Annotated in this window: 17 protein-coding genes; 15 read left to right on the forward strand and 2 right to left on the reverse strand. The window is 42.1% G+C overall.

Annotated features, from left to right (window positions below; translation table 11 throughout):
- The first annotated feature begins 2 nt into the window (after positions 1–2).
- From ACYVBM_RS00245 to ACYVBM_RS00285, 9 genes are all read left to right on the forward strand, one after another.
- Entirely contained in the window at positions 3–503 is a 501-nt protein-coding gene (locus ACYVBM_RS00245; protein ID WP_460683591.1) for an NADH-quinone oxidoreductase subunit J family protein, read from the forward strand.
- Between the two features lie 84 nt (positions 504–587).
- Positions 588–914: an NADH-quinone oxidoreductase subunit NuoK gene (gene nuoK / locus ACYVBM_RS00250; RefSeq protein ID WP_460683592.1), complete on the forward strand. Its 327-nt coding sequence runs from the start codon at positions 588–590 to the stop codon at positions 912–914.
- Positions 915–972: 58 nt separating this feature from the next.
- A complete protein-coding gene (gene nuoL, locus ACYVBM_RS00255; RefSeq protein ID WP_460683593.1) occupies positions 973–2,871 on the forward strand; it encodes an NADH-quinone oxidoreductase subunit L in 1,899 nt (632 codons plus the stop codon).
- 139 nt (positions 2,872–3,010) lie between these two features.
- Positions 3,011–4,492 (forward strand): complex I subunit 4 family protein, encoded by a 1,482-nt coding sequence (locus ACYVBM_RS00260; RefSeq protein WP_460683594.1) that lies wholly within the window; start codon positions 3,011–3,013, stop codon positions 4,490–4,492.
- A gap of 11 nt (positions 4,493–4,503) precedes the next feature.
- Positions 4,504–5,883, forward strand: a complete 1,380-nt coding sequence (locus tag ACYVBM_RS00265) for an NADH-quinone oxidoreductase subunit N (RefSeq protein ID WP_460683595.1) — start codon at positions 4,504–4,506, stop codon at positions 5,881–5,883.
- 543 nt (positions 5,884–6,426) lie between these two features.
- Positions 6,427–7,008: an RNA polymerase sigma factor gene (locus ACYVBM_RS00270; RefSeq protein ID WP_460683596.1), complete on the forward strand. Its 582-nt coding sequence runs from the start codon at positions 6,427–6,429 to the stop codon at positions 7,006–7,008.
- A gap of 47 nt (positions 7,009–7,055) precedes the next feature.
- Complete coding sequence (locus tag ACYVBM_RS00275) at positions 7,056–8,138, forward strand: FecR family protein (protein WP_460683597.1); 1,083 nt, start codon at positions 7,056–7,058, stop codon at positions 8,136–8,138.
- 156 nt (positions 8,139–8,294) lie between these two features.
- A complete protein-coding gene (locus ACYVBM_RS00280) occupies positions 8,295–11,750 on the forward strand; it encodes a SusC/RagA family TonB-linked outer membrane protein (protein ID WP_460683598.1) in 3,456 nt (1,151 codons plus the stop codon).
- A 24-nt stretch (positions 11,751–11,774) separates the two neighbouring features.
- Positions 11,775–13,412 (forward strand): RagB/SusD family nutrient uptake outer membrane protein, encoded by a 1,638-nt coding sequence (locus ACYVBM_RS00285; RefSeq protein WP_460683599.1) that lies wholly within the window; start codon positions 11,775–11,777, stop codon positions 13,410–13,412.
- A 517-nt stretch (positions 13,413–13,929) separates the two neighbouring features.
- Here the strand turns inward: ACYVBM_RS00285 and ACYVBM_RS00290 are convergent.
- Positions 13,930–14,280 (reverse strand): TfoX/Sxy family protein, encoded by a 351-nt coding sequence (locus ACYVBM_RS00290; protein ID WP_460683600.1) that lies wholly within the window; start codon positions 14,278–14,280, stop codon positions 13,930–13,932.
- A 108-nt stretch (positions 14,281–14,388) separates the two neighbouring features.
- Here ACYVBM_RS00290 and ACYVBM_RS00295 point away from each other — a divergent pair, with 108 nt between their 5' ends.
- The 6 genes from ACYVBM_RS00295 to ACYVBM_RS00320 all read left to right on the forward strand — a co-directional run bounded on the left by ACYVBM_RS00295 (position 14,389) and on the right by ACYVBM_RS00320 (position 21,335).
- Positions 14,389–15,669 (forward strand): ABC transporter permease, encoded by a 1,281-nt coding sequence (locus tag ACYVBM_RS00295; RefSeq protein WP_460683601.1) that lies wholly within the window; start codon positions 14,389–14,391, stop codon positions 15,667–15,669.
- Between the two features lie 108 nt (positions 15,670–15,777).
- Positions 15,778–16,686: an acetyl-CoA carboxylase, carboxyltransferase subunit beta gene (gene accD, locus ACYVBM_RS00300; RefSeq protein ID WP_460683602.1), complete on the forward strand. Its 909-nt coding sequence runs from the start codon at positions 15,778–15,780 to the stop codon at positions 16,684–16,686.
- Positions 16,687–16,821: 135 nt separating this feature from the next.
- Positions 16,822–17,268 (forward strand): SsrA-binding protein SmpB, encoded by a 447-nt coding sequence (gene smpB, locus ACYVBM_RS00305; protein ID WP_460683792.1) that lies wholly within the window; start codon positions 16,822–16,824, stop codon positions 17,266–17,268.
- Between the two features lie 13 nt (positions 17,269–17,281).
- On the forward strand, positions 17,282–19,885 hold the full coding sequence (locus tag ACYVBM_RS00310; protein WP_460683603.1) for a phosphatidylglycerol lysyltransferase domain-containing protein: 2,604 nt from the start codon (positions 17,282–17,284) through the stop codon (positions 19,883–19,885).
- A 30-nt stretch (positions 19,886–19,915) separates the two neighbouring features.
- Positions 19,916–20,578, forward strand: a complete 663-nt coding sequence (locus ACYVBM_RS00315; protein WP_460683604.1) for an AcvB/VirJ family lysyl-phosphatidylglycerol hydrolase — start codon at positions 19,916–19,918, stop codon at positions 20,576–20,578.
- Between the two features lie 25 nt (positions 20,579–20,603).
- On the forward strand, positions 20,604–21,335 hold the full coding sequence (locus tag ACYVBM_RS00320; RefSeq protein ID WP_460683605.1) for a DUF481 domain-containing protein: 732 nt from the start codon (positions 20,604–20,606) through the stop codon (positions 21,333–21,335).
- A 7-nt stretch (positions 21,336–21,342) separates the two neighbouring features.
- Here ACYVBM_RS00320 and ACYVBM_RS00325 read toward each other — a convergent pair whose 3' ends face one another.
- The gene (locus tag ACYVBM_RS00325) at positions 21,343–21,990 is read right to left on the reverse strand and encodes an MgtC/SapB family protein (RefSeq protein WP_460683606.1); all 648 of its coding nucleotides are present in this window, start codon (positions 21,988–21,990) and stop codon (positions 21,343–21,345) included.
- Positions 21,991–22,096 lie beyond the last annotated feature (106 nt).

Here is a 22,096-nt window from a genome sequence, read left to right on the forward strand (position 1 = left end):
AAATGGGCATTACACAAATACTCTTCTGGATACTTACAGTGGCGGCATTGTTTAGCGCCATCATGGTTATATCAAGCAAAAACCCGGTACATAGTGTATTATGGCTGGTAGCTACTTTTTTCACCATATCAGGACACTATATTTTACTGAATGCACAGTTTCTTGCTATAGTAAATATCATTGTTTATGCAGGAGCCATTATGGTACTATTCCTTTTTGTGATCATGCTGATGAACCTGAATAAGAGTACAGAACCTTTAAAAAACCGTTGGTTACAGATCATAGGTACCGTATCGGGCGGGTGTTTATTACTGGTGCTGGTAGCTGCTTTAAGAAACACCGAAGTGTCTAAAAATATTGCGGAAATGAACACCGGTGATGCAGGACTTATAAAAACCTTGGGGAAGGAGTTGTTTACCACATTTGTAGTGCCGTTTGAAATAAGCAGTATTTTATTTTTGAGCGCAATGGTAGGCGCTGTGGTTATTGGAAAAAAAGATTAAAAAAGTGAAATTCCCGATTAGAGATCAAGGACCGTTGTAACCCGGAAATCTCAAATCAGGAGTAAGAAATCAGCAATTAATAACATGCCAATAAATTATTACATCGTTCTGGCTTTAGCATTATTTACAATCGGGATTGTAGGCGTATTAACGCGTCGTAATGCAATTATTGTGTTTATGTGTATCGAACTAATGCTGAATTCGGTAAACCTGCTGTTGGTGGCGTTCTCAAAAATGCAGCCGGCAAAAGATGCAGCGTTAACAGTAGCCGGAACGGATGGGCAATTGTTTGTATTTTTTATCATGGTGGTAGCTGCGGCAGAAGTAAGTGTAGGGTTGGCTATTATAGTAATGATGTATAGAAATATTCACTCGGTGGATATTAATTTCTTAAACAGATTGAAACATTAAGGCAGGTTGAAAAGTTTGCAGGTTGAAAGTTTACATGTTAGCAGTATAAATTATTTAGATGAAAATTGAACTGATCTTAATACCATTATTACCATTAGCGGGTTTCCTGCTTAATGGATTATTAAGAAACTATCTGTCGAAAGGACTTAGCGGAATTATAGGAAGCGGCTCTGTGCTGGGATCATTTATATTAAGCATAATGGTATTTGCACAGGTAAAAGCAGGTCATACTGCAGTGGTGGAATACTTTGATTTTATAAAAGCAGGCTCCCTGAATATTCCCTTTGCTTTCCAGGCCGATCAGCTCTCCGCTATCTTCCTGCTGATCATAACCGGTGTGGGCTTTTTAATTCATGTATACTCCACCTCTTACATGCACGAAGAAAAACCACATCATTTTGCAAGATATTTTGCTTATCTCAACCTGTTTGTGTTCTCTATGCTGCTGCTGGTGATGGGGGCCAATTTTGTTATTATGTTCATTGGATGGGAAGGTGTGGGCTTATGTTCTTATCTACTGATCGGGTACTGGTTTAAAAATAAAGATTACACAAAAGCCGGATCCAAAGCCTTTATTATGAACCGAATCGGAGACCTGGCGTTCCTTATTGCTTTGTTCATGCTTATCAATAAACTGGGATCTGTTACTTTCAGCGAAATATTTACTGCCGAAGCAATGGCAAAGCTTTCGGGTTTTGATATTACAGTGATCACTACTTTATTATTTATAGGTGCTACCGGGAAAAGTGCCCAGATACCGTTATACACCTGGTTACCCGATGCGATGGCCGGCCCCACTCCTGTTTCGGCTCTGATACATGCTGCCACGATGGTTACAGCCGGTATTTATATGATCGCTCGCAGCAACCTGATGTACTCGATGGCGCCCGGCACGCTCAACTGTATCGCGATTATTGGTATTGCAACCGCATTGTTAGCAGCCAGTATTGCATTAAAACAAAATGACATTAAAAAAGTACTGGCCTACTCTACTGTAAGCCAGTTAGGCTATATGTTCCTGGCTTTGGGAACCGGCTCGTATGTAGCGGCTGTTTTTCACGTAATGACACACGCTTTCTTTAAAGCTTTATTGTTCCTGGGTTCCGGTTCAGTGATCCATGCAATGGGCGGCGAGCAGGATATGCGCAAAATGGGAGGACTTGCCCGGTACATGAAGATCACCAATATTACGTTCTTAGTGGGTTGCCTGGCGATAGCAGGTATACCCGGGTTTTCGGGTTTCTTTTCCAAAGATGAAATTTTAGCAGGAGCCTTTGCCACATCTCCTGTTTTGTATGCGCTGGGTTTAATCGGCGCATTAATGACCGCCTTTTATATGTTCCGCTTATACGCTACAACCTTTAAAGGCAGCTTCCGCGGCACACACGAGCAGGAGCATCATTTGCATGAAAGCCCTGCAGCGATCACTATCCCGTTAATTATATTGGCCATTCTTTCTGTTGTTGGCGGGTATATAGGCATTCCCGAATTTTTAATGCACGGTGCGCACTCCTTAAAAGAGTTCTTGCAGCCGGTATTTGCACAATCGTATGCCATACTCCCTGCCCATGAAGTATCGCATAGTACGGAATGGGCGTTAACCGGCATGTCCTCCTTACTGATTATTATTATGGTAGTAATTGCCTGGGCCAGGTTCAGCAAAAAACCGGATCTTGAAGACGCAAAAGGCTTTGGTAAATTACTACAGGATAAGTGGTACGTAGATGAGATTTACAATGCAATTATTATAAAGCCATTAAATGCCATCGGAGCATTTTTTAATAACGTATTTGAAAAAAATATTATAGACGGAATTGTAAATGGCATTGGGAAACTGGTGAGTTATGGCGGCAGACAATTGCGCTGGCTGCAAAGCGGACAAACCGGCGCTTATGTATTAATGATGGCGTTAGGTATGTTGCTGGTTTTTGTGTTTCAATTTTTTATAAGAAAATAAAAGTCCTTTCCCTTCCTGAGGGAAAAGAGGGGAAGTGCTTACAAGGAATATATTGATTTTGAAAATTTAAAAACGATCCCGGCTCCGGAGTTCAGCTCCCTTTTCTTTAGGAAAGGAGTCGGGGGGGAAGCTTATATTTATGATCGCATTGTTGTTGATATTGATACCCCTGCTTGGCGGCATTATTACTTTTCTCATAAAGAAAGAAGAAGGGGCGAGAACATGGTCGTTATTGGCGGCTATTGCAACTTTTGTTGTTGCCATACTGGGCTTTAGTATATGCAGCAACCCCGAAGCCCTTACCTATAAAGCGCCGTGGATGGGCCTGCTGAACAGCAGCTTTTCTATAGCTGCTGATGGCATGGGCGCTATGCTGTGTATGCTCACCGCCATTTCTTTCCCCCTTATATTTATATCCACCTGGAATACGGCGTATAAAAAAGCCAATAACTTTTTAGGATTAATGCTGCTTACACAAGCTGGATTAATGGGTGTGTTTTTAGCTATGGATGCGTTACTGTTCTATTTCTTCTGGGAGCTGGCTTTAATTCCTGTATACTTTATATGCTCTCAATGGGGAGGAAACCGGCGTATTAAAGTTACTTTCAAGTTTTTCATTTATACTTTTGTTGGTTCGCTTTTAATGCTGGTAGGTATTTTATATATTTACTCTAAAACCAATTCCTTTGATATCGCAGCATTTTACCAGTCTGCTCTGTCGCTGAAAGAGCAAACATGGGTGTTCTGGCTATTCTTCCTGGCTTTTGCTATCAAAATGCCTGTATTCCCTTTCCATACCTGGCAGCCCGACACCTACGAACAATCGCCTACTGCTGCTACCATGGTGTTAAGCGGCATTATGGTTAAAATGGGATTGCTGGGGTTATTAAGATGGTTATTACCAGTACTTCCTATAGCCTCATACAGCTGGGGAGATACTATTTCCACTATGTCTGTTATCGGTATCATTTATGCCTCGCTGGTAGCGATTCAGCAGGACGATATGAAACGACTTATCGCATATTCGTCTATTGCTCACATCGGCCTTATGTGCCTTGCCGTATTTGCAGAAAACAAAAGTGCAGTACAGGGTACATTACTGCAGATGTTCTCTCACGGGATCAATATCCTGGGTATGTGGATTATTGTTGAGATTATAGAAAGAAAATTCGGAACAAGAAAAATGAGCGAACTGGGAGGTATTGCCCAAAAAGCACCGGTGCTGGCCATCTTCTTCTTTATCATAGCGTTTGCCAATATTGCCTTACCGCTTACGAACGCCTTTGTTGGAGAGTTCATGATGCTTAATGGTATTTTAGGCATAAACCCGCAGTTTTCTAAATACGGAGTGCTCTTTGCTGTTGCTGCGGGGCTGGGTATTATTCTGGGACCTGTCTATACGCTGAAAATGGCCCGGAAAGTATTTTTAGGGAAAACCAACAGCCTCACAGAAAGCGCAACGGATATCGCCTTTCATGAAAAAGCAATATTGGGGGTAATAGCGGCAACCATTATCATAACGGGTATTTATCCCCAGCACCTGCTGCACTCATTCGAAGACATTACCCATTCAATCTTAAATAAATCAGATGTGTTTCACCTTTTAAAAATGAAGCACTAATCCATATTAGTATGAACGCATTAGTACTCTCTGCAATATTTGGCGTTGTGATGATGTTTAGCGGCGTGTTCTTTAAAAGAAACGCTTCCATAAAAACAACAGGTATTATAGCAATGATACTGCTGTTAATAGCTAATTGCATGGAAATGAAAGGCATTAAATGGTTCCCGTTCGACGTTTCGGCCTTTATATCCTTTAATGATTATTCTTTATTTTTTAACGCTTTTGCTATTTTTGCTGCCCTGGTATATTTACTGGTATCCTCAGGCGAAATGGAAAAAGTAGGAAGAAATTTCGCTGATTACTTTGCGCTGGTATTCTTTATTATTGCAGGTATCATCATTACCACCAGCTTCACCTCTCTGTTGACCCTGTTCCTGGGAATAGAAATCATATCTATCCCGTTATACATACTTACGGGATCCGATAAACGGAATCTGAAAAGCAATGAGGCCGCTTTGAAATACTTTTTAATGGGCTCATTTTCTACAGGTATCATGTTGATGGGAATTGCCCTGATTTATGGCTCACAGGGAACATTTTCTATAGATAAGATGAATTTTGTTGCAGATGCCAAATCCAACCCTAACCTGCACATTGCCGGTATGTTGTTCCTGCTGTTTGCGATGAGCTTTAAAGCATCGGTGGCTCCTTTCCATTTCTGGACGCCTGATGTATATGATGGCGCACCTACAGTATTTACCTCTTTTATGGCAACAATTGTTAAAGCCGCAGTATTCGTAGGGTTTGTTCGTTTATTTGGAGGAGCGTTTGTTTCGCTGGAAAAAACATGGTCGGTATGGATAGCGGTTATGATCGCTGCCACATTATTCATAGGCAACATCACGGCAGTCTTCCAGCAGAGCGTAAAACGGATGTTGGCCTACTCCAGCATTTCGCAGGCAGGCTTTTTCTTATTTGCCGTTTATGCCATGAACAGCACAGCCCGGGAAGGATTACTGATCTACTCGGCAGCCTATTGCCTAGCCACAATCGGCATTTTTGCAGTTCTGGGTAAAATGAACGACTATAGCTTTGAAGGCTTCAACGGGCTCGCAAAGCATCAACCTGTATTGGCCTTTACCACCACAATATGCTTACTTTCCTTAGCGGGTATTCCTTTGACAGCCGGCTTCCTGGGTAAATTTTATATGCTTAAAGCGGCTATTGCTACAGGACAGAACTTATGGCTGGTGATATTTGCTGTTATTATGGCGGCTGTAAGCGTTTACTATTATTTCCGTGTAATACAGGCCATGTATTTTAAAGACGGGCCGGCACAAACAGTGCACGCCAGCGCCCTTGAGAAATATACGCTGATCTTTATCTGCCTCCTTATTGTACTGTTGGGGATATTTCCTAATGTGTTTTTAAACTGGCTGTACTTTTAGCCCGGTCCAATTTTTAAAGCTAACAGAGATATTCCTGTTACAATAACGCTCTCACACGTCAATCCACAGCCCAGCTCTTGCGATGCCTTGTCTTCCCTGTTTTAAAACTAAGCGGTACTATTTTTGAACATCCTTAGAACCGGGACCCGGTAACCAAAGTTTTATTCCATCTGTCCGAGAGCCGCTGTATTCCCTCGTCCTATCTTTCTACCAATAGCATGTGGTAATGTTATTTCTGCAATATCGATGCAGTTATTCCTGCAACAGCAGAAAAAATATTATGCCGCCTCTTCACCCCTGAGGTCAAAAAACAACTCTATATTAATAAATCCCCCTTATGGAGATAACCATTTCTCCGTTTTGAAGGGCTTATAAATTGTTGTATGAAAAAAACCATAAAACCCTCGGGTACCCGGCTGCCACCGGGAATATCCAATACGATGATTTTCCCGGTGGTCACTGGCATTAATCATAAGTAAATCCACGGCTTTATCGGGATAAGTGTGGCTAAGATCAATTATACGCACGAAATGAACCAATAGCTTGAAGAAAGAATTATCGGATATATTGTATTGGCAGAAGCGGGTAGCCTATTTCAGGGATGAAAAGGCCTATAAAGCGCTATACTTTCATTTCTATACTTCCCTTCATCGCTTTGCAGTTGCCCTTTTGGGAGATCCCGAAACCTCAGAAGAGCTTGTATCTGATGTCATGATAAGGATTTGGCTGATGGAAGAAAAATTAAACAGTGTTAATCGCCTCGACCTGTACCTGTTCAAATCTGTCAGGAATGCTGCATTGGCATTCATAAATGAAAACAGGCCGGTGGTTTTGCATACCGGTAACCCTTCCTGCCAGGAGCAGACAGGTTATTTCACTGCTGATTCAAAAATCAACACCAACGAAATTAGCAACTGCATAGAAGCGGCAGTAAAGCGGCTGCCCCCCCAAAGCCGGCTGGTATTCAGGCTGGTGAAGGAGGAGGGTTTGTCTTACAAAGAAGTGCAATCGATAATGGGCATCAGCAACAATAGTATTAAAACACATATACGTATTGCCCTTAAACGTATCCGGCTGGCACTGGAAGATTTCACAAACGAAGCGAACAGGGAAAAAATAAAATAAACATCCGCTTCACCCCTGGCCCCTATATTTCGATCTATAAAAGAACAATGGATGATAATACGGTAGATATTGAATTTTACGACCTTTTAGGCTTAAAGATGGCAGGAGATGCGTCGCCTGAACAGTTAGCACGTTTAAAACAGATTTTGAACGAACATGCGGCATTATTATCCCTGTACAACCATCTGGAAAATACAGGTTATCCCCTACCCTATCCCGGTGAAGTACTGGAACAGTCTTATGCCAGTCATTATGTAAAAAAAAAATTACTCGCATCCCCGGTGCAGCATACTGCTGCACCTTCTGTAAAACGACGTACGACCAGATTCTATAAATACCTGATAATAGCAGTGGCTGCATTGATTGTTCTGACTTTTTCAAGCTATTACCTTTTTATATTAAATACGAAGCCCCCAAAAGCTTCGGACAATTTCAAAAACGAGGTAGCTACTGAAAAAGGTTCAAAATCGAAAGTAATGTTGCCGGATAGTACATTGGTTGTGCTCAACTCAGATAGCCGTCTTACTTATGACAACAGGTTTAACCAGCGCACACGCGAGGTAAGGTTAACGGGAGAAGCTTTTTTTGATGTAAAACATGACAGTGAAAAACCGTTTATTGTCCATATAGAAAAAACTGACATAAAAGTATTGGGTACCGCTTTCAATGTGCGCAATTATCCCCAGGAAGATTTAATGGAAACCTCGCTCATCAGGGGTAAAATAGAACTGACTTTTGATGATGAAAAAAACAACCGGGTGATCCTGAATGCTTCAGAAAAAATAGTCATCTCCAAAAGCGGCCTTTCAAAAAACACTAAAGAGAAGCCGATGAATGGGGAAGAAGATATTTTCAAGCTCACGCGCATCGCATTAAAAGACAGCACTATAGCAGAGCTTGCCTGGTTGGATAACAAATTCAGCTTTGTGAACAAGCCGCTGAGCCAGATAGCCAAAGAGCTTGAGCGGGAGTTTAAAACCACCATCATTTTCGGGAATGAGGCCGTGAAAAATTATAAGTACACGCTCCACAACGACAACTATGATTTGAACGAGATTATGCAGATAATAAAACTTTCAAAAGACATCAACTACAGGGTCATATCCAAAGACACACTAATGATTGAATAAAAAACCTTAAAACGATTGCCCATGCTTATTAATACAAGTTAACATACCACCCCAAAAGAAAGGAAAGGAGCATGCGCTAACATTCCCCTTTCCAGCATTACAATCACACATTGAGTTTGAGACCTTAATGTGATTTATTAATTGCAAAACGAAAATATGCAAAAAAATGTTCATTGGGGCGTAGCCAGCGCTATGCTTTTTAGAAGAATGCTTCTTTATATGAAATTGTCCCTGTTATTCCTGATAATTGCCTTGCAAGTGTCGGCCACTAATTTTGCTCAAAAGCGAATTAGCCTGAAGGCAGACAACCTTACCGTAGCGGATATTTTGAACCGCATAGAAAAAACATCGTCTTACCGTTTCAGTTATTCCAATGATGTACTACCCTCAGAAATGATTGTTTCCATCAATGTTGTCAATGCCAATATAGACGAGGTTATGTCCAAAATCTTTGAAGATTATCCCCTGCGTTGGAAAACCTACAAAAAAACCAATGTAGTCATTTCCCCGGTAGATGAAGTGGTTATTATGAAACCATCTGCTGTGGCGGAAACCATTACGGGAACTATTCTCAATGAAAAGGGAGAGCCTATTGCGGGCGCCTCCGTTACCATCAAAGGCTCTACCATTGGCACTACCACTTCATCAGATGGTAGCTTCTCCATCAATGCGAACAAAGGAGACGTGCTGATTATTTCGAGCATTGGATACACAGAACAAGAGGTAACAGTATCAGGCCAGCCCATAACAGTTGCACTTATTCCTATTGAAAACAAGCTGGAGGAGGTGGTAGTGGTAGGTTATGGCACCATGCGTAAATCAGATTTAACAGGCTCTATTGCTACTGCTAAAGGCAGCGACATTATCAAGGCCCAGTCTTTTAACGCCTTGGAAGGGCTGAAGGGTAAAGCTGCGGGGGTGAATATTTTTTCTAATACAGGACAACCCGGTGGAGAAATGCGTGTTATCATCCGCGGTCTTGCTACCATCAATGCTTCGGCAAATCCATTATATGTAGTGGATGGAGTGGTTATGCAGAACTTCCAGTTTCTCAATCCGAATGACATCGAGTCTATCGAAGTTTTAAAAGATGCCTCATCGGCTGCCATTTATGGTGCCCGTGGCGCTAATGGCGTTGTGCTGGTAACTACCAAACGTGGCGCCTCCGGCAGAGGTGGAAAAAATGCGCAAATCTCTTACGATGGTTCAATCTCTGTTGGTACAATGGCAAAGTATATGGATGTGATGGATGCCAATGAATGGATGGCAACGTTTAAACAAGGACTGGAAAACGCCAACGCATGGCAGGGCAGGAACTTTACCACCGATTTATCGAAGATATTTACAGATCCCGACCTGTTCAATACCGATGGTTCGCCCAAATACAATACAGACTGGCAAAAAGAGGCTTCCCGTACCGCTGTATCTCACAACCATCAAATCAACATTCAGCGGAGTATGGAAAATGCCTCGGTGGGTGCCTTTTTAAACTATACCGATCAGCAGGGTGTATTGCTCAACTCTTATTTCAAACGTCTCAATGCAAAGCTGGCTTATGACGATAAGCCGACCGATTGGCTATCAACGTCTGTTAATTTACTGGTAAACCATACCTGGGGCAACAGAACTTCAGACAACCCTTACGGTCAGGGTGCATTGCGTACGATGGTAGAACAATTGCCTTTCCTGCCCGTGAGGTTACCCAATGGGCAATATGCACAAACGAACGATATCAAAACAACAGCTATTCCCATAGATAAAAATAATCCCGGCGGCGCCACACAGGGATTTCAGCCCGAAGGTGTGGGCAATCCTGTTGAATTGCTGGAACGGATGCAAGCCATGCAATATCGCACACAGGTTTTTGGTAACGCGGCCCTGACATTCCATCTTACAAAAGACCTGGAACTGAAAACCCAGTTTGGTGTGGATTATCATAATAACCGCGCCGTCAATTATACCCCGTTCACTCCACGCCCACTAATCAACCAAAACTCCGAAGGATCAGCTTCGGCATCGCACTCCTCAACATTTTACTGGCAGGAAGAAACCTACCTTACTTATAAAAAACTCATCGGTAACCATTCGCTCAACGCAATGGCAGGTATATCCTGGCAGGAAAATACTTACAATTATTTTTCGGCCTCCGATAGTAAATATGTAGATGATTACTTTGGATTCTACAATATGGGAAGAGGCACCAATCGCCCTACTGTAGGAAGCGATTATGACAAATGGGCCATGAACTCTTATTTCTTTCGTGCGGCTTATTCTTACGACAGGAAATACATGGCTACCCTTACAGGACGTTACGATGGCTCCTCCAAGTTCGGACCCAACAACAAATATGGGTTCTTCCCGTCATTAGGCCTGGGCTGGCTGATTTCCAATGAAAAGTTTATGCAAAACGTTCATGGCATCAGCAGACTGAAGCTGCATTCCTCAATTGGTGCAACGGGTAACTCTGAGATTGGGACCTATGCATCCTTAGCTCGTATAGGGCAATCCAATACTATCATAGGCGATGCATTGCGTGTAGTTTCTTATTTAAGCAATATGCCCAATCCTGATTTAAGATGGGAAAGAACCACTCAATGGGATGCAGGAGTTGATCTCGGTTTGTTTAATAACCGCCTCAACCTGGAGCTTTCCTATTATTATAAAAATACCAAAGACCTGCTGCTGAGCCGCCCGCTCCCTCCTTCAGTTGGTTTCTCGTCTGTAACAGAAAACATTGGGTCTGTTTCCAACCGCGGTGTAGATATATTACTTACCGCATACCCGGTGCAGAGCAATGATTTCCAATGGACCTCAACTATTAACTTAGGCTATAACAAAAGCCGTGTGGAAAAACTGGATGAAAAAGCGTCTACTGATCCCATTACAGGTAAGCGCCAGATCACTACTGATGGCTTTGTTGGCTACGACATACTTATCCGTGAAGGTGATGAGCTTTCTGCGTTCTATGGTTACAAGCGTGCAGGCATCTATGATGGAGTTCCATCTAACTGGGATCCTCAAACCATGAATATTCCCGGCATTATTGGTGAAAAGGTTACCTATAAAGACCGCCAGGTTATCGGCCACGGCTTGCCCCGCTGGATGGGCTCGTTCATCAACACGTTCAACTACAGAGGCTTTGATCTGACTGTTGATTTACAGTACACATGGGGAGTGGAAGTGATGCAGGAATTTTTCCACTCAACAGAAGGGCGTTTCCTGACAAGCGGTATTGACCGTCTTTACCAGGAAGCATGGCATCCCACGCTCAACCCTGACGGCAAAGCACAGGCTATACGCCTGGCAAATTTCGGTATGGGTAGCAATGCCAATGCAGATGATACATGGGTTGCAGATGGCTCTTACCTGCGCGGTAATCTGTTCCAGCTGGGTTACACTTTTACGCCAAACGCTATCAGGAAAGCCGGCCTTTCATCATTCCGTTTATATGCTAATGTGAACAATGCATTCCTGATAACTTCATCCGAATACCTGGGATATGACCCGGACAACTCATCACGCCTGGGCGACAACAAGTGGGGAGCGAACCGTCAGTTCTTCACCTACCCGCGCCCTAGAACATTTACGTTCGGAGTTAATGTAACATTTTAATTCATGGTAATAAAAAATATACACATGAAAGCAAATAAAATATATATAGCAATTCTTTGTATGATCTCCTTTTCTTTACTTATGGGCTCATGCAACAAATTTTTGGAAGAAAACCCGCTGGATACGAAGATCGCCGGGCAATTCTGGAAAACCCCGGCTGATGCGCAATCGGCAGTAAACGGGCTTTATTTTGGCGGTGTCCCCTACCTGAACAATATAGATGTAGATGGGGGCTGGACTCCCAAGGCTACCATGTGGGGCGGTATCATGTCCGGGTTATTTGTAGATAAACGTAAGGACAGAACATTTACAAACGCATCTGAAAACTGTACTTTCAATATAGAGTCGTTCAACTCCACCGCCGCTAAATTGTGGAGCGAGTACTATATCGGTATTTCACGTGCTAATTTCGTTATCGCCAATATCCCCACAATGACCAGTGTGCTGGACCAGGCCACGATCGATAATTATGTATCACAGGGAAAGTTCTTCCGTGCCCTGGCTTATTTTTCGCTGGTTAAGGATTTCGGCGATGTGCCGCTCATAGATGCGCCTTTTACGTCTACAGAAGGTATTTATAAAGAACGCACTGCCTCGGCAAATATCTATAAGTTTATTGAGCAGGACCTGCTTAGCATTGCTGATGGAAGCACGCTGCCCGAAAAATCCTTCTATGCCAACGGCTGCTATGTTACCAAACCCATGGCACAATCCCTGCTGGCGCAGGTGTACCTGCAATGGGCGGGCGCGCCGCTCAACGGCGGGGCGGAATACTACAGTAAGGCGGCTGATATGGCTAAAAAGGTGATAACAGGCGGTAAACATGCCCTGATTCATCCCAATGGTACCACTGCTGATCTTAACTCTGCATTTAATATCATTAAAACAAACGAAACAGCAGCCAATACCGAAATCATCTATGCCAAAGAGTACAATATGACAAGCTATAATGTAGGAAATTCTTACGCATGCCGCTCCATAGGCGCCGATGCTTTCCAGTGGAAAGACGCTAACAACAATAGTGTATTTAAGCCTGGGGGAGATGTATTGTATAATGCCTACCTGCCTTGTAACATGCTGCTTAACAGCTACGCCCCGGCCGACATCCGCAACAAGGAAAAACAATTCTTCTTCCGTAATTATACTGATGCTACCGGCCTTACACATACGCTGAACAATGCCGGGAACTGGGCCTGGTTTGATGAAGGATCGCTGAAAAACGGGCGTGATGGCGATTACAATATGCCTATGATCCGTTATGCCGAGATACTGCTGATCGCAGCTGAAGGCCTGGCAAGGTCGGGACAGGAAGGGGATGCCAGAGGTTACCTGAACCAGGTGCGCAAACGCGCCGGACTGCCTGACGAAACCGCCTCAGGCGACGCTTTATTACAGGCTATATTGACCGAGCGCTTCCATGAACTTCCATTAGAGTTTAAAATATGGGACGACATCCGGCGCACACGTCTTTATCCTGAAGCAGACGGCGCACAATCAGGCAAGCTGAAATGGGTGCCATTTTCTACAGCAACGATCCAGAACAAGCCGGAGGGTGTTACCAAAGCCGGGGCTATTCCTGAACATGCTTTGCTATGGCCCATTCCGCTGGGTGAGATGCAGGCCAATCCGGCTATACTCAATCAAAATACAGGATGGAACTAAACATATGCTTATAAACTTCTTCTTATGATAACGAAAAAAGGAGCATGCTTTTCTGCAGCTCCTTTTTTTATTGAAATCGCCTGTTATACGTATGCCCTGTCATAAGCGCCTGCAGAGCAAACATGTCTTACATTCAAGCCTAAAGCCATTCATACGGTCAAATAATCTCCCTTTCAGGATTTAAGCAGGGTGCTATACATTTTATAATCATTGCACTGTTTAGGGATTTACTAATAACCAGGCAACAAGCCTGAAGGACTGAAAGAATTATAAAACCAAGGGCAGGCAAGCTGAAACTCCGAAAGGAGTGCACTGAGGCGTTTATCCTGTAAGGTACTTTACTAATATCAAGTACAAAACCGTTCATCACTAACTTAGCACAAATATTAGGTTTGTTTTTAGACTAAAAGTTTTATATAGTTGAACAAAAGATAAACCTGCACCGGCAGCCGCTTTAGCTCTAATCACAACAGCCAAGACAGAACCGCTATCTTATTCACTGAATGATTGTAAACTATTATCTTTTTCGCTTTTTTGATGCTTCTGCCCTTTCATTAAAATCGAGGCACAGCTTCAGCCAAAATTCAAAATCCTTTTTACTCTTATATCCGTGAGGCGCTACATAGCAGTACCCTTTATATTCCTTTCCTTTCATTTTCATCGGCAGAAATCCGTTTCGTTCAGATAGCGCTTCTGTTAATTCGGGGGCAAAACGGCACATCAGCAAACCGTCTCCAACATTGATGCACATCTTACCATTAATCATAAACGCGAGCCCGCCAAACATCGCTTTTTCTTCTATTGCGATACCCGGAACATTATTCAGATATTCCCTTACCCGATCCGAAAGATTATTGTCGTAAGCCATTGCAGTAACATTTGATCAGCAATTTAATTGAATAAATATACCTGGTCAAATATTAAATTTGCTGTTATTATTTTATGCGGTTAGCTTTACCGCACCAGGTACCGCGACATGAAATTCAGTGATACTTTTCTTTTAGCTTTTCGTACCGTTAAAGGTAATACATTGCGCACTGCGCTTACCGTAGCTATTATCTCATTTGGGATTATGGCCCTGATAGGCATTATTACCGCCATAAAAGCCATGAACCAGAAATTTACCGAGAGCTTCTCCAGTATGGGGGCCAATGCTTTCACTATACGATTTAAAGAGAGAAATATACGGATAGGCGGTGGCGGTAACAGAGATCTTACAGTAACCCAAAAAGGGAAGAAAGAAAAAAAATCAAATCTGGGCAAGCTGATCACAAAAAATGAGGCAGAATATTTTGCCAGTCATTATTTTTTTCCGGGAGCCATTAGCAGTATATCAGTGTATGGCAGCAGCAGCGCTGTTGTTTCTTTTTCCGATAAAAAAACCAGCCCGAATGTGACCCTGTTCGGAGGCGATGAAAAATACCTCGACCTCAACGGCTATACCCTGTCGGAAGGGCGGAATCTTACGCTGCAGGAAGTAAGAAATGGCCAGAACGTTTGTATATTGGGATACGACGTAGCCAAAAAGTTTTTTAATGAATCGGTTGGCAAAGCAGTGGGTAAAACCATTCGCATTAATAACCTGCCCTACCTGGTACTGGGTGTTTTAGAAAGCCGTGGCTCTACCTTTGGCTTTAGCCGGGACAATATGGCTATTATCAGCTATCGCAATCTTGCTAAAAACTTTTCGGGAGATAACTCATCTTATGTGCTGGCTGTAAAAGTAAACGATATCAGCAATATGAACGAAGCTATGGGAGAAGCTGAAGCATTGTTCAGGGGCATAAGAAAAAATAGCATTACCGAAGAAAGTAACTTCGTTTTAGATAAAAGTGACAGTATTGTAGAGCGCGCCATGAACAGCCTGGGCTTCCTTACCATCTCCGCTACTGTAATTGGCCTCATTACACTGATCGGGGCCGCAATTGGCCTCATGAATATCATGCTGGTAAGCGTGGCAGAGCGCACCAAAGAAGTAGGCCTCATTAAGGCTATTGGTGGCAAAAGCGCAGTGGTAAAAAGACAGTTTTTGCTGGAAGCCGTAATTATCAGCGTATTGGGAGCATTATTTGGGATTATTTTAGGGATATTGGTAGGCAATAGCTTCGCAATAGTGCTTGGCACCGGCTTTGTAGTGCCCTGGGGATGGGTAATATACGGCATACTAATTTGCAGCGGCGTTGGCCTGCTGGCAGGCTTGTATCCCGCCATAAAAGCCGGTAAGCTTAATCCTATCGAGGCATTACGTTATGAATAAGGCGGCAATGCAGCTTATCTGCCCATATTCCTTCCACGGCACATTATATACCTATGTACATTACAATTCTTATATTTGTGTTTCATCTAAACATATTCAATAATAAATATGGCTGAAGAGATAGAAGATTTTGATGCCGACCTGGCCGGAGAAGAAGGTAAAGATCAGAAAACAGGCTGGTTCAGAAGGATCAAAAAAGGCATACTAACGAAGACTTCAGAGAAAAAAGAAACGCAGGAAGGCCTTTGGACCAAGTGCCCCGAATGCAACTACATTTCCACTTTTATAGAATTGAAGGAGCAGTTATATGTATGCCCTAAATGTGGATACCATCACCGGCTGAACAGTAGCCAGTATTTTGAAGTGCTTTTTGATAATAACGAGTACGAGGAACTCTTCACCAATATAAAAAGTAAAGATCTTTTAGGTTTCACCGATCTGAAACCTTACAAAAAAAGACTCGAAGACATCTGGAGCAACAGCAATCTCAGCGATTCCATACGGGTAGCTGTTGGTAAGGTAGATGGTGAAGAAATGGTTATTGCATCTATGGACTTTGAATTTATCGGTGGTTCGCTGGGGAGCGTAATGGGTGAAAAATTTGCACGTGCGGTTGATTATTGCATTAAACACAAATTACCATATATGGTAATTAACAAAAGCGGTGGTGCGCGTATGATGGAGAGCGCGTTCTCCCTTATGCAAATGGCAAAAACCAGTGGCAAGCTTTCTCAGCTAAGTGATGCAAAGCAGCCTTATATATCGCTACTCACCGATCCTACTTTTGGAGGAGTATCAGCGTCCTTTGCTATGCTGGGCGACCTTAATATAGCCGAGCCAGGGGCCCTTATTGGTTTTGCCGGCCCGCGCGTTATTAAAGAAACGATTAAAAAAGACCTCCCTGAAGGATTTCAGCGCAGCGAATTTTTATTAGAGCATGGCTTCCTGGATTTTATTGTAAACCGTAAAGATCTGAAACATAAATTAGGTACAGTTATACGCCTGTTCAGGAACTGATTAATAAAATTGATTCTGCTGCTGTATACAGGGCAGCAGTATTATATTGCACCCTTCAACTGCTGAACACAACAACACAACGAGATATTCTTTGCAGCATCGCATCAGATTTTTAAACTTTCAATTTTTAAGCCTATCAACAATTCTGTCTCCATAAAAAACCGTTCGGCCTTTCATGAGTATTTTATTGACGATACTTATGTAGCCGGTATGGTATTGCTGGGAACAGAAGTAAAGTCTTTGCGTGAAGGCCGGGCCAGCTTTAACGATAGCTATTGCATCATTCACAAAAATGAGATGTGGGTCAAAAGCCTGCATATATCTCCTTACTCTCACGGAACAGTAAACAACCACGATGCGGACAGGGATAAAAAGTTACTGCTTCAAAAAAGAGAAATAAGAAAAATACAGGCAAAGCTTAAAGAAAAAGGCTATACGCTGGTACCGCTCAAGATCTTCATGACCGCTCAAAACTTCATCAAAATAGAGATCGGTTTAGGTAAGGGAAAAAAATTATACGATAAACGCGAGAGCATCAAACAAAAAGATGTGGAGCGTGAAATGAAAAGATATCTGAAATAAGATATATATTATTATGGCTGCCGGAAGCAACTCCATACAATTCTTTCTAAAAAAAATAACTTCTTTTTCTCCTAAAACATACTGGCGGGAGATACTGGCCCTTGTAACGCTCCTGTTATGTTATCTTTTCTTCAGAAGCGAAAGAAAGGAAATTGTGGGTCTATTGCCACATTTGAAGGAGGCGCAGCCTGAATGGGCCGTGATAGGCATTGTGGTAACAGTTATATATATCTTCTTTCAAAGTATGATGTATGTGTACAGCTTTAAGACCATTGGCTCCCGGCTATACCTTGCAGATGCCGCAGAGCTCTTTTTAAAGCGTAATTTTCTGAGCGTATTTTTGCCGGCAGGTAGTATCAGCTCTTTAGCTTATACACCTTCCCAGTTAAGAAAGCGCAATCTTAGTAAGGCACATATTCACCAGGCAGGAGGTATTTATGCGTTTGTAGGTATGCTTACCGTGTTTATTATTGGCATACCGGTTATTCTGCATTCCATATCGCATATCCACCAATTGCATAATGCATGGGCCGGCCTGCTTGTCATATTTATAATACTGGCATTTGTTGCTGTTATTTATTACTCCATAAAAAACAAAGGCTTTGCTTACCGGCTTATAGTCAGGTATTTTCCATCGTCCATACATTTCATCGAAGAGTTCCGCTCTTCGCAGTTTAGCAAAACCAACTATTTTGTTACCATACTTTATTCCCTGGGAATTGAGCTTACAGGTGTAGCGCATGTGTATATTGCTATGATGGCGATGGGCTGCCAACCCTCTGTGGAAGCGGCTTTTATGGCATATACCATATCTGTTTTGCTAATGATCATCTCCCCGTTTTTACGGGGCCTTGGCGCTGTGGAGTTTTCGATGATCTATATCCTGCATATTTACGGTTACAACAAAGCAGAAGGATTAGGCATCACTATCCTTTACCGCATATTCGAATTCTGGTTACCTTTATTAGGAGGCATATTTGCCTTTGCGTGGCGTGGCAAGCAATTATTTATAAGGCTGATACCGGCTTTAGCCATTTTCGGATTAGGTATAATTAATATTCTCTCTGTGCTTACCCCTCCCATTGCCGAACGGATAAAGCTTATGAGAAAGCACCTGCCGCTCGAAGTAATACAGGAAAGCAAGCTGCTGGTACTGTTTGTAGGGGTTGGGCTAATTATTACAACCGCATACTTAATAAGAGGCTATAGAAATGCGTTTTATACAGCGATATTATTTTGTATACTATCACTTGTTGGTAATATTATCAAAGCATGGGATTATGAAGAAGCCACCATATCTTTCATTGTGCTGATATTATTATTTATTGGCCGAAAAGAATACCGGATTCAATCCAGTATTAAATGGATGCGCATTGGCCTTATCACTGTTTTTACAGTGTTGGGGATGGTTTGCCTGCTGGGCATCATCAGTTTCTATTTTATTTCCAAAAGGCATTTTGGTGTAGACTTCGACTGGCAGGGGTCTGTTATACACACACTCAAAAGTTTCTTTCTTTTGTATGATGATTCATTAGATCCCAAAACCCATTTCGCGAAAGACTTTTTGGGTATCTGCCGTATAACCGGTATGCTATCATGGGGTTTTTTATTATTTGCCCTTTTAAAGCCCAGGCCTATAAAGCCTTTGGCAGGAGATAAGGAACGTAACAAAGCCGCTTCCTTACTAAAAAATTACAGCAGCTATGCAAATGATTATTTTAAGATCTATTACGACAAACTTTTTTTCTTTTCTTCAATAAACGAGGGTTTTATTTCTTACAAAATAGCTTCGGGCTTTGCGATTTGTTTAGATGAGCCCGTGTGCGCTCCTGACGATAAACTTGAAGTTTTACGGGAATTCGAAATATTCTGCAAACAGCAGGGTTTAAAAACCATTTATTACCGCGTTGATGAAAACAGCCTGCCATGGTTCAATGCCATGGGCAAACAAAAAATTTTTATAGGCCAGGAAGCTATTTTAGAAGTTCCGAAATTTGTACTTACCGGCAGGGACAAAAGCTCTTTACGTAATGGACTGAACAGTCTTAAAAAGAAGAACTATGTTACCACTATTATAACTGCCCCGCAAAATGATGCATTCGTTAACGAGCTGAAAGCTTTGTCAGATGAATGGCTGGAAGAGTTTGACAAGGAAGAAATGGTATTTTCGCAGGGAATGTTTATAGCTGAAGAAATAAAACAGCAGGACATTATTGTTACCCAGGACGAATACGGGAAAACAAAAGCCTTCCTGAATATCATTCCCAATTTTGCACCCGACGAATGCACTTACGACCTGATAAGAAAAACAACCGATGCACCAGGCGGTTGTATGGACGCACTGATTGTAAAACTTATCGAACACGCAAAAGAAAAGAATATACAATTTCTCAACCTTGGGCTCGTTCCTTTAACAGGCAATGACCACCCGCAATCTCCGGCAGAACAGGTAATGCGTTTTGCATCAGAAAAACTAAAACGGTTCAGGAACTATCATACCTTGCGGAACTTTAAAGAAAAGTATGCGAGTGTATGGGCTAATAAATATATAGTATATGGTAAAGATTTTGATCTGCTCCAGCTACCTGTTATTTTAAATAAAATAATGAAGCCCTGAACCAGAAACCGACTAAATAATCTCACCGGTATGAAGTTACTACTTATATCAATCCTGTTACTGGTCATCACCAAGAGCGTTCCTGCACAGGACAATACTATAAAAATATACCCTGGCGCTGATCATCAAAAGCCGCTGATATGCTATTTTTCTGGTGATGGCGGCTTCAATGCTTTCAGCAATACCATTTGCGACGATCTTTCTAAAAACGGGTACCTGGTTATTGCCCTTAATTCAAAATCCTATTTCTGGAAAAAGAAAACACCGCAGCAAACCGCGGCATTTATTGAACCTTATATACAAAAATATCTGAAAGAGCAAAAACAACCCTCTGTTGTACTGATGGGCTATTCGTTTGGTGCTGATGTAATGCCTTTTGTATATAACAGCCTGCCCAAAACAGTTCAAAAAGTAACCAACAAAATACTGTTGCTGGCGCCCTCTCCCACCACCGATTTTGAAGTACATATGCTTGATATGGCTGGTGGCGTTGGTGTTTACAATATGGATGTTGCCTCGGAGATCAACAAAATACAAGATGCTGAAGTATATCTTATCAATAGTACTAAAAGTGATTTCCCTGTAAATAAAGTAAAGATCAAAAATGCTTATACAACCGTTATAAAAGGGAATTTTCATTTTGACAAAGACCCTAAAGCTGTATTATCATCAGTATACAGGTCGTTAAATTAGTAGTGTTCATAAATTTTCAACGGGTATGAAGTTAATCTTTACTTTTTGCTTTGCCTCTTTCTGTTTGTCATTTTTAAATGCACAGTTTACAGATAGCACAACAAAGTTCGTAAAGGTATCATCCGGAGGTTCTGCCAACAAAACAAAAGATGGCTCCAGCTACCTATTCAATAACAACGGGCAATTTAACGTAAAGAAAAAAAGAACTGTACTGAATGCTTCTGCAGCATGGCTTTATGGCATGTCGCCCGAAAAGCTGACCAATAACGATTTTACTTTGTCAAGCAATGTAAACCTGTACAGGCATTTTACAGACTTCTACTACTGGGCTCTGGTAAATTATACCACCAGCTACTCCCTCAATATCAAAAGCCAGGGACAGGCTGGTATTGGCATCGCCTATAATTTTTTGAACAAACCCAACATCTGGCTGAACATCAGCAATGGAATGATAGGAGAGCTAAGCAGGATTATCGAAAACGATACTGCTGTCATTAATTATCAAACCATCCGCAATTCTTTACGCATACAATTTATGTTAAAAATGGGCGACCGATTTACTTTTAGAACCGGTAATTACTTTCAGCCTTCGCTAGAGTATATCAGCGATCATATTATTTCAAGCGATACCGAGCTCACTTACCAGCTCTGGAAAGGCCTGAGCCTCCATACAAGACTTTTGTATAATAAAATCAGCAGAACCGAAAAAGAAAACCTGATCCTTACTTACGGATTGGGATACCAGAAATATTTTTAGACAATGGCTACAGCTCAAACTCCAGGATCTCGTTTTGCGCGAGCAGTAGGTTTTCAAACTCCAGCAACCTGCTATTTTTAAGTGTAATATCAAAGAAGATATAGATCTTATTATCTTTAACTTTAATTCTCCTTTCTTCAATTTTATCCAGGAATGGCTTCATTTTGTAAACCAGAGGCTGGCGCACATCTGACCTTTCCTTTTCAATGCAAATCGTTAGAATACGGCTTATTTTGAAATCAGGAAAAAGGCTGTTGATAATACTTCCGAAATGAATAAGGATAATGGATATGCCCAAAAACAGAAGCGCCAGGTAAACCAGCCCGAAACCTATGGACATGCCTACTGCACTGGACAGCCAGATAACGCTTGCCGTGGTGAGCCCACTCACATTCACCCCGTCTTTGAAAATAACACCAGCACCCAAAAAACCTATGCCACTTACAATATACGAAGCAATACGTGTGGCCTCGTTATTAGGCTGACCGATATTGTACGAAATAATAGCAAATAATGCTGACCCCAGGGTTATAAGAGAAATGGTTTTGAGTCCTGCAGCCTTGTTTTTCAGCTCTCTCTCAAGCCCCAATACGATACCTGCGGCGAGCGCCATGATCGCTTTGTAGATATCGTCTATATCCCAGTAATCAAACATCCTATAAAGATACTAATGTTGTACCAATAGAAAATTGTTGTATGCCCCCTAATGATAGAAGCGTCTTTACACCCAATATGCACTGTTCCATCAATCAAGGGTCATT

It is taken from the genome of Niabella aquatica (assembly GCF_054779315.1).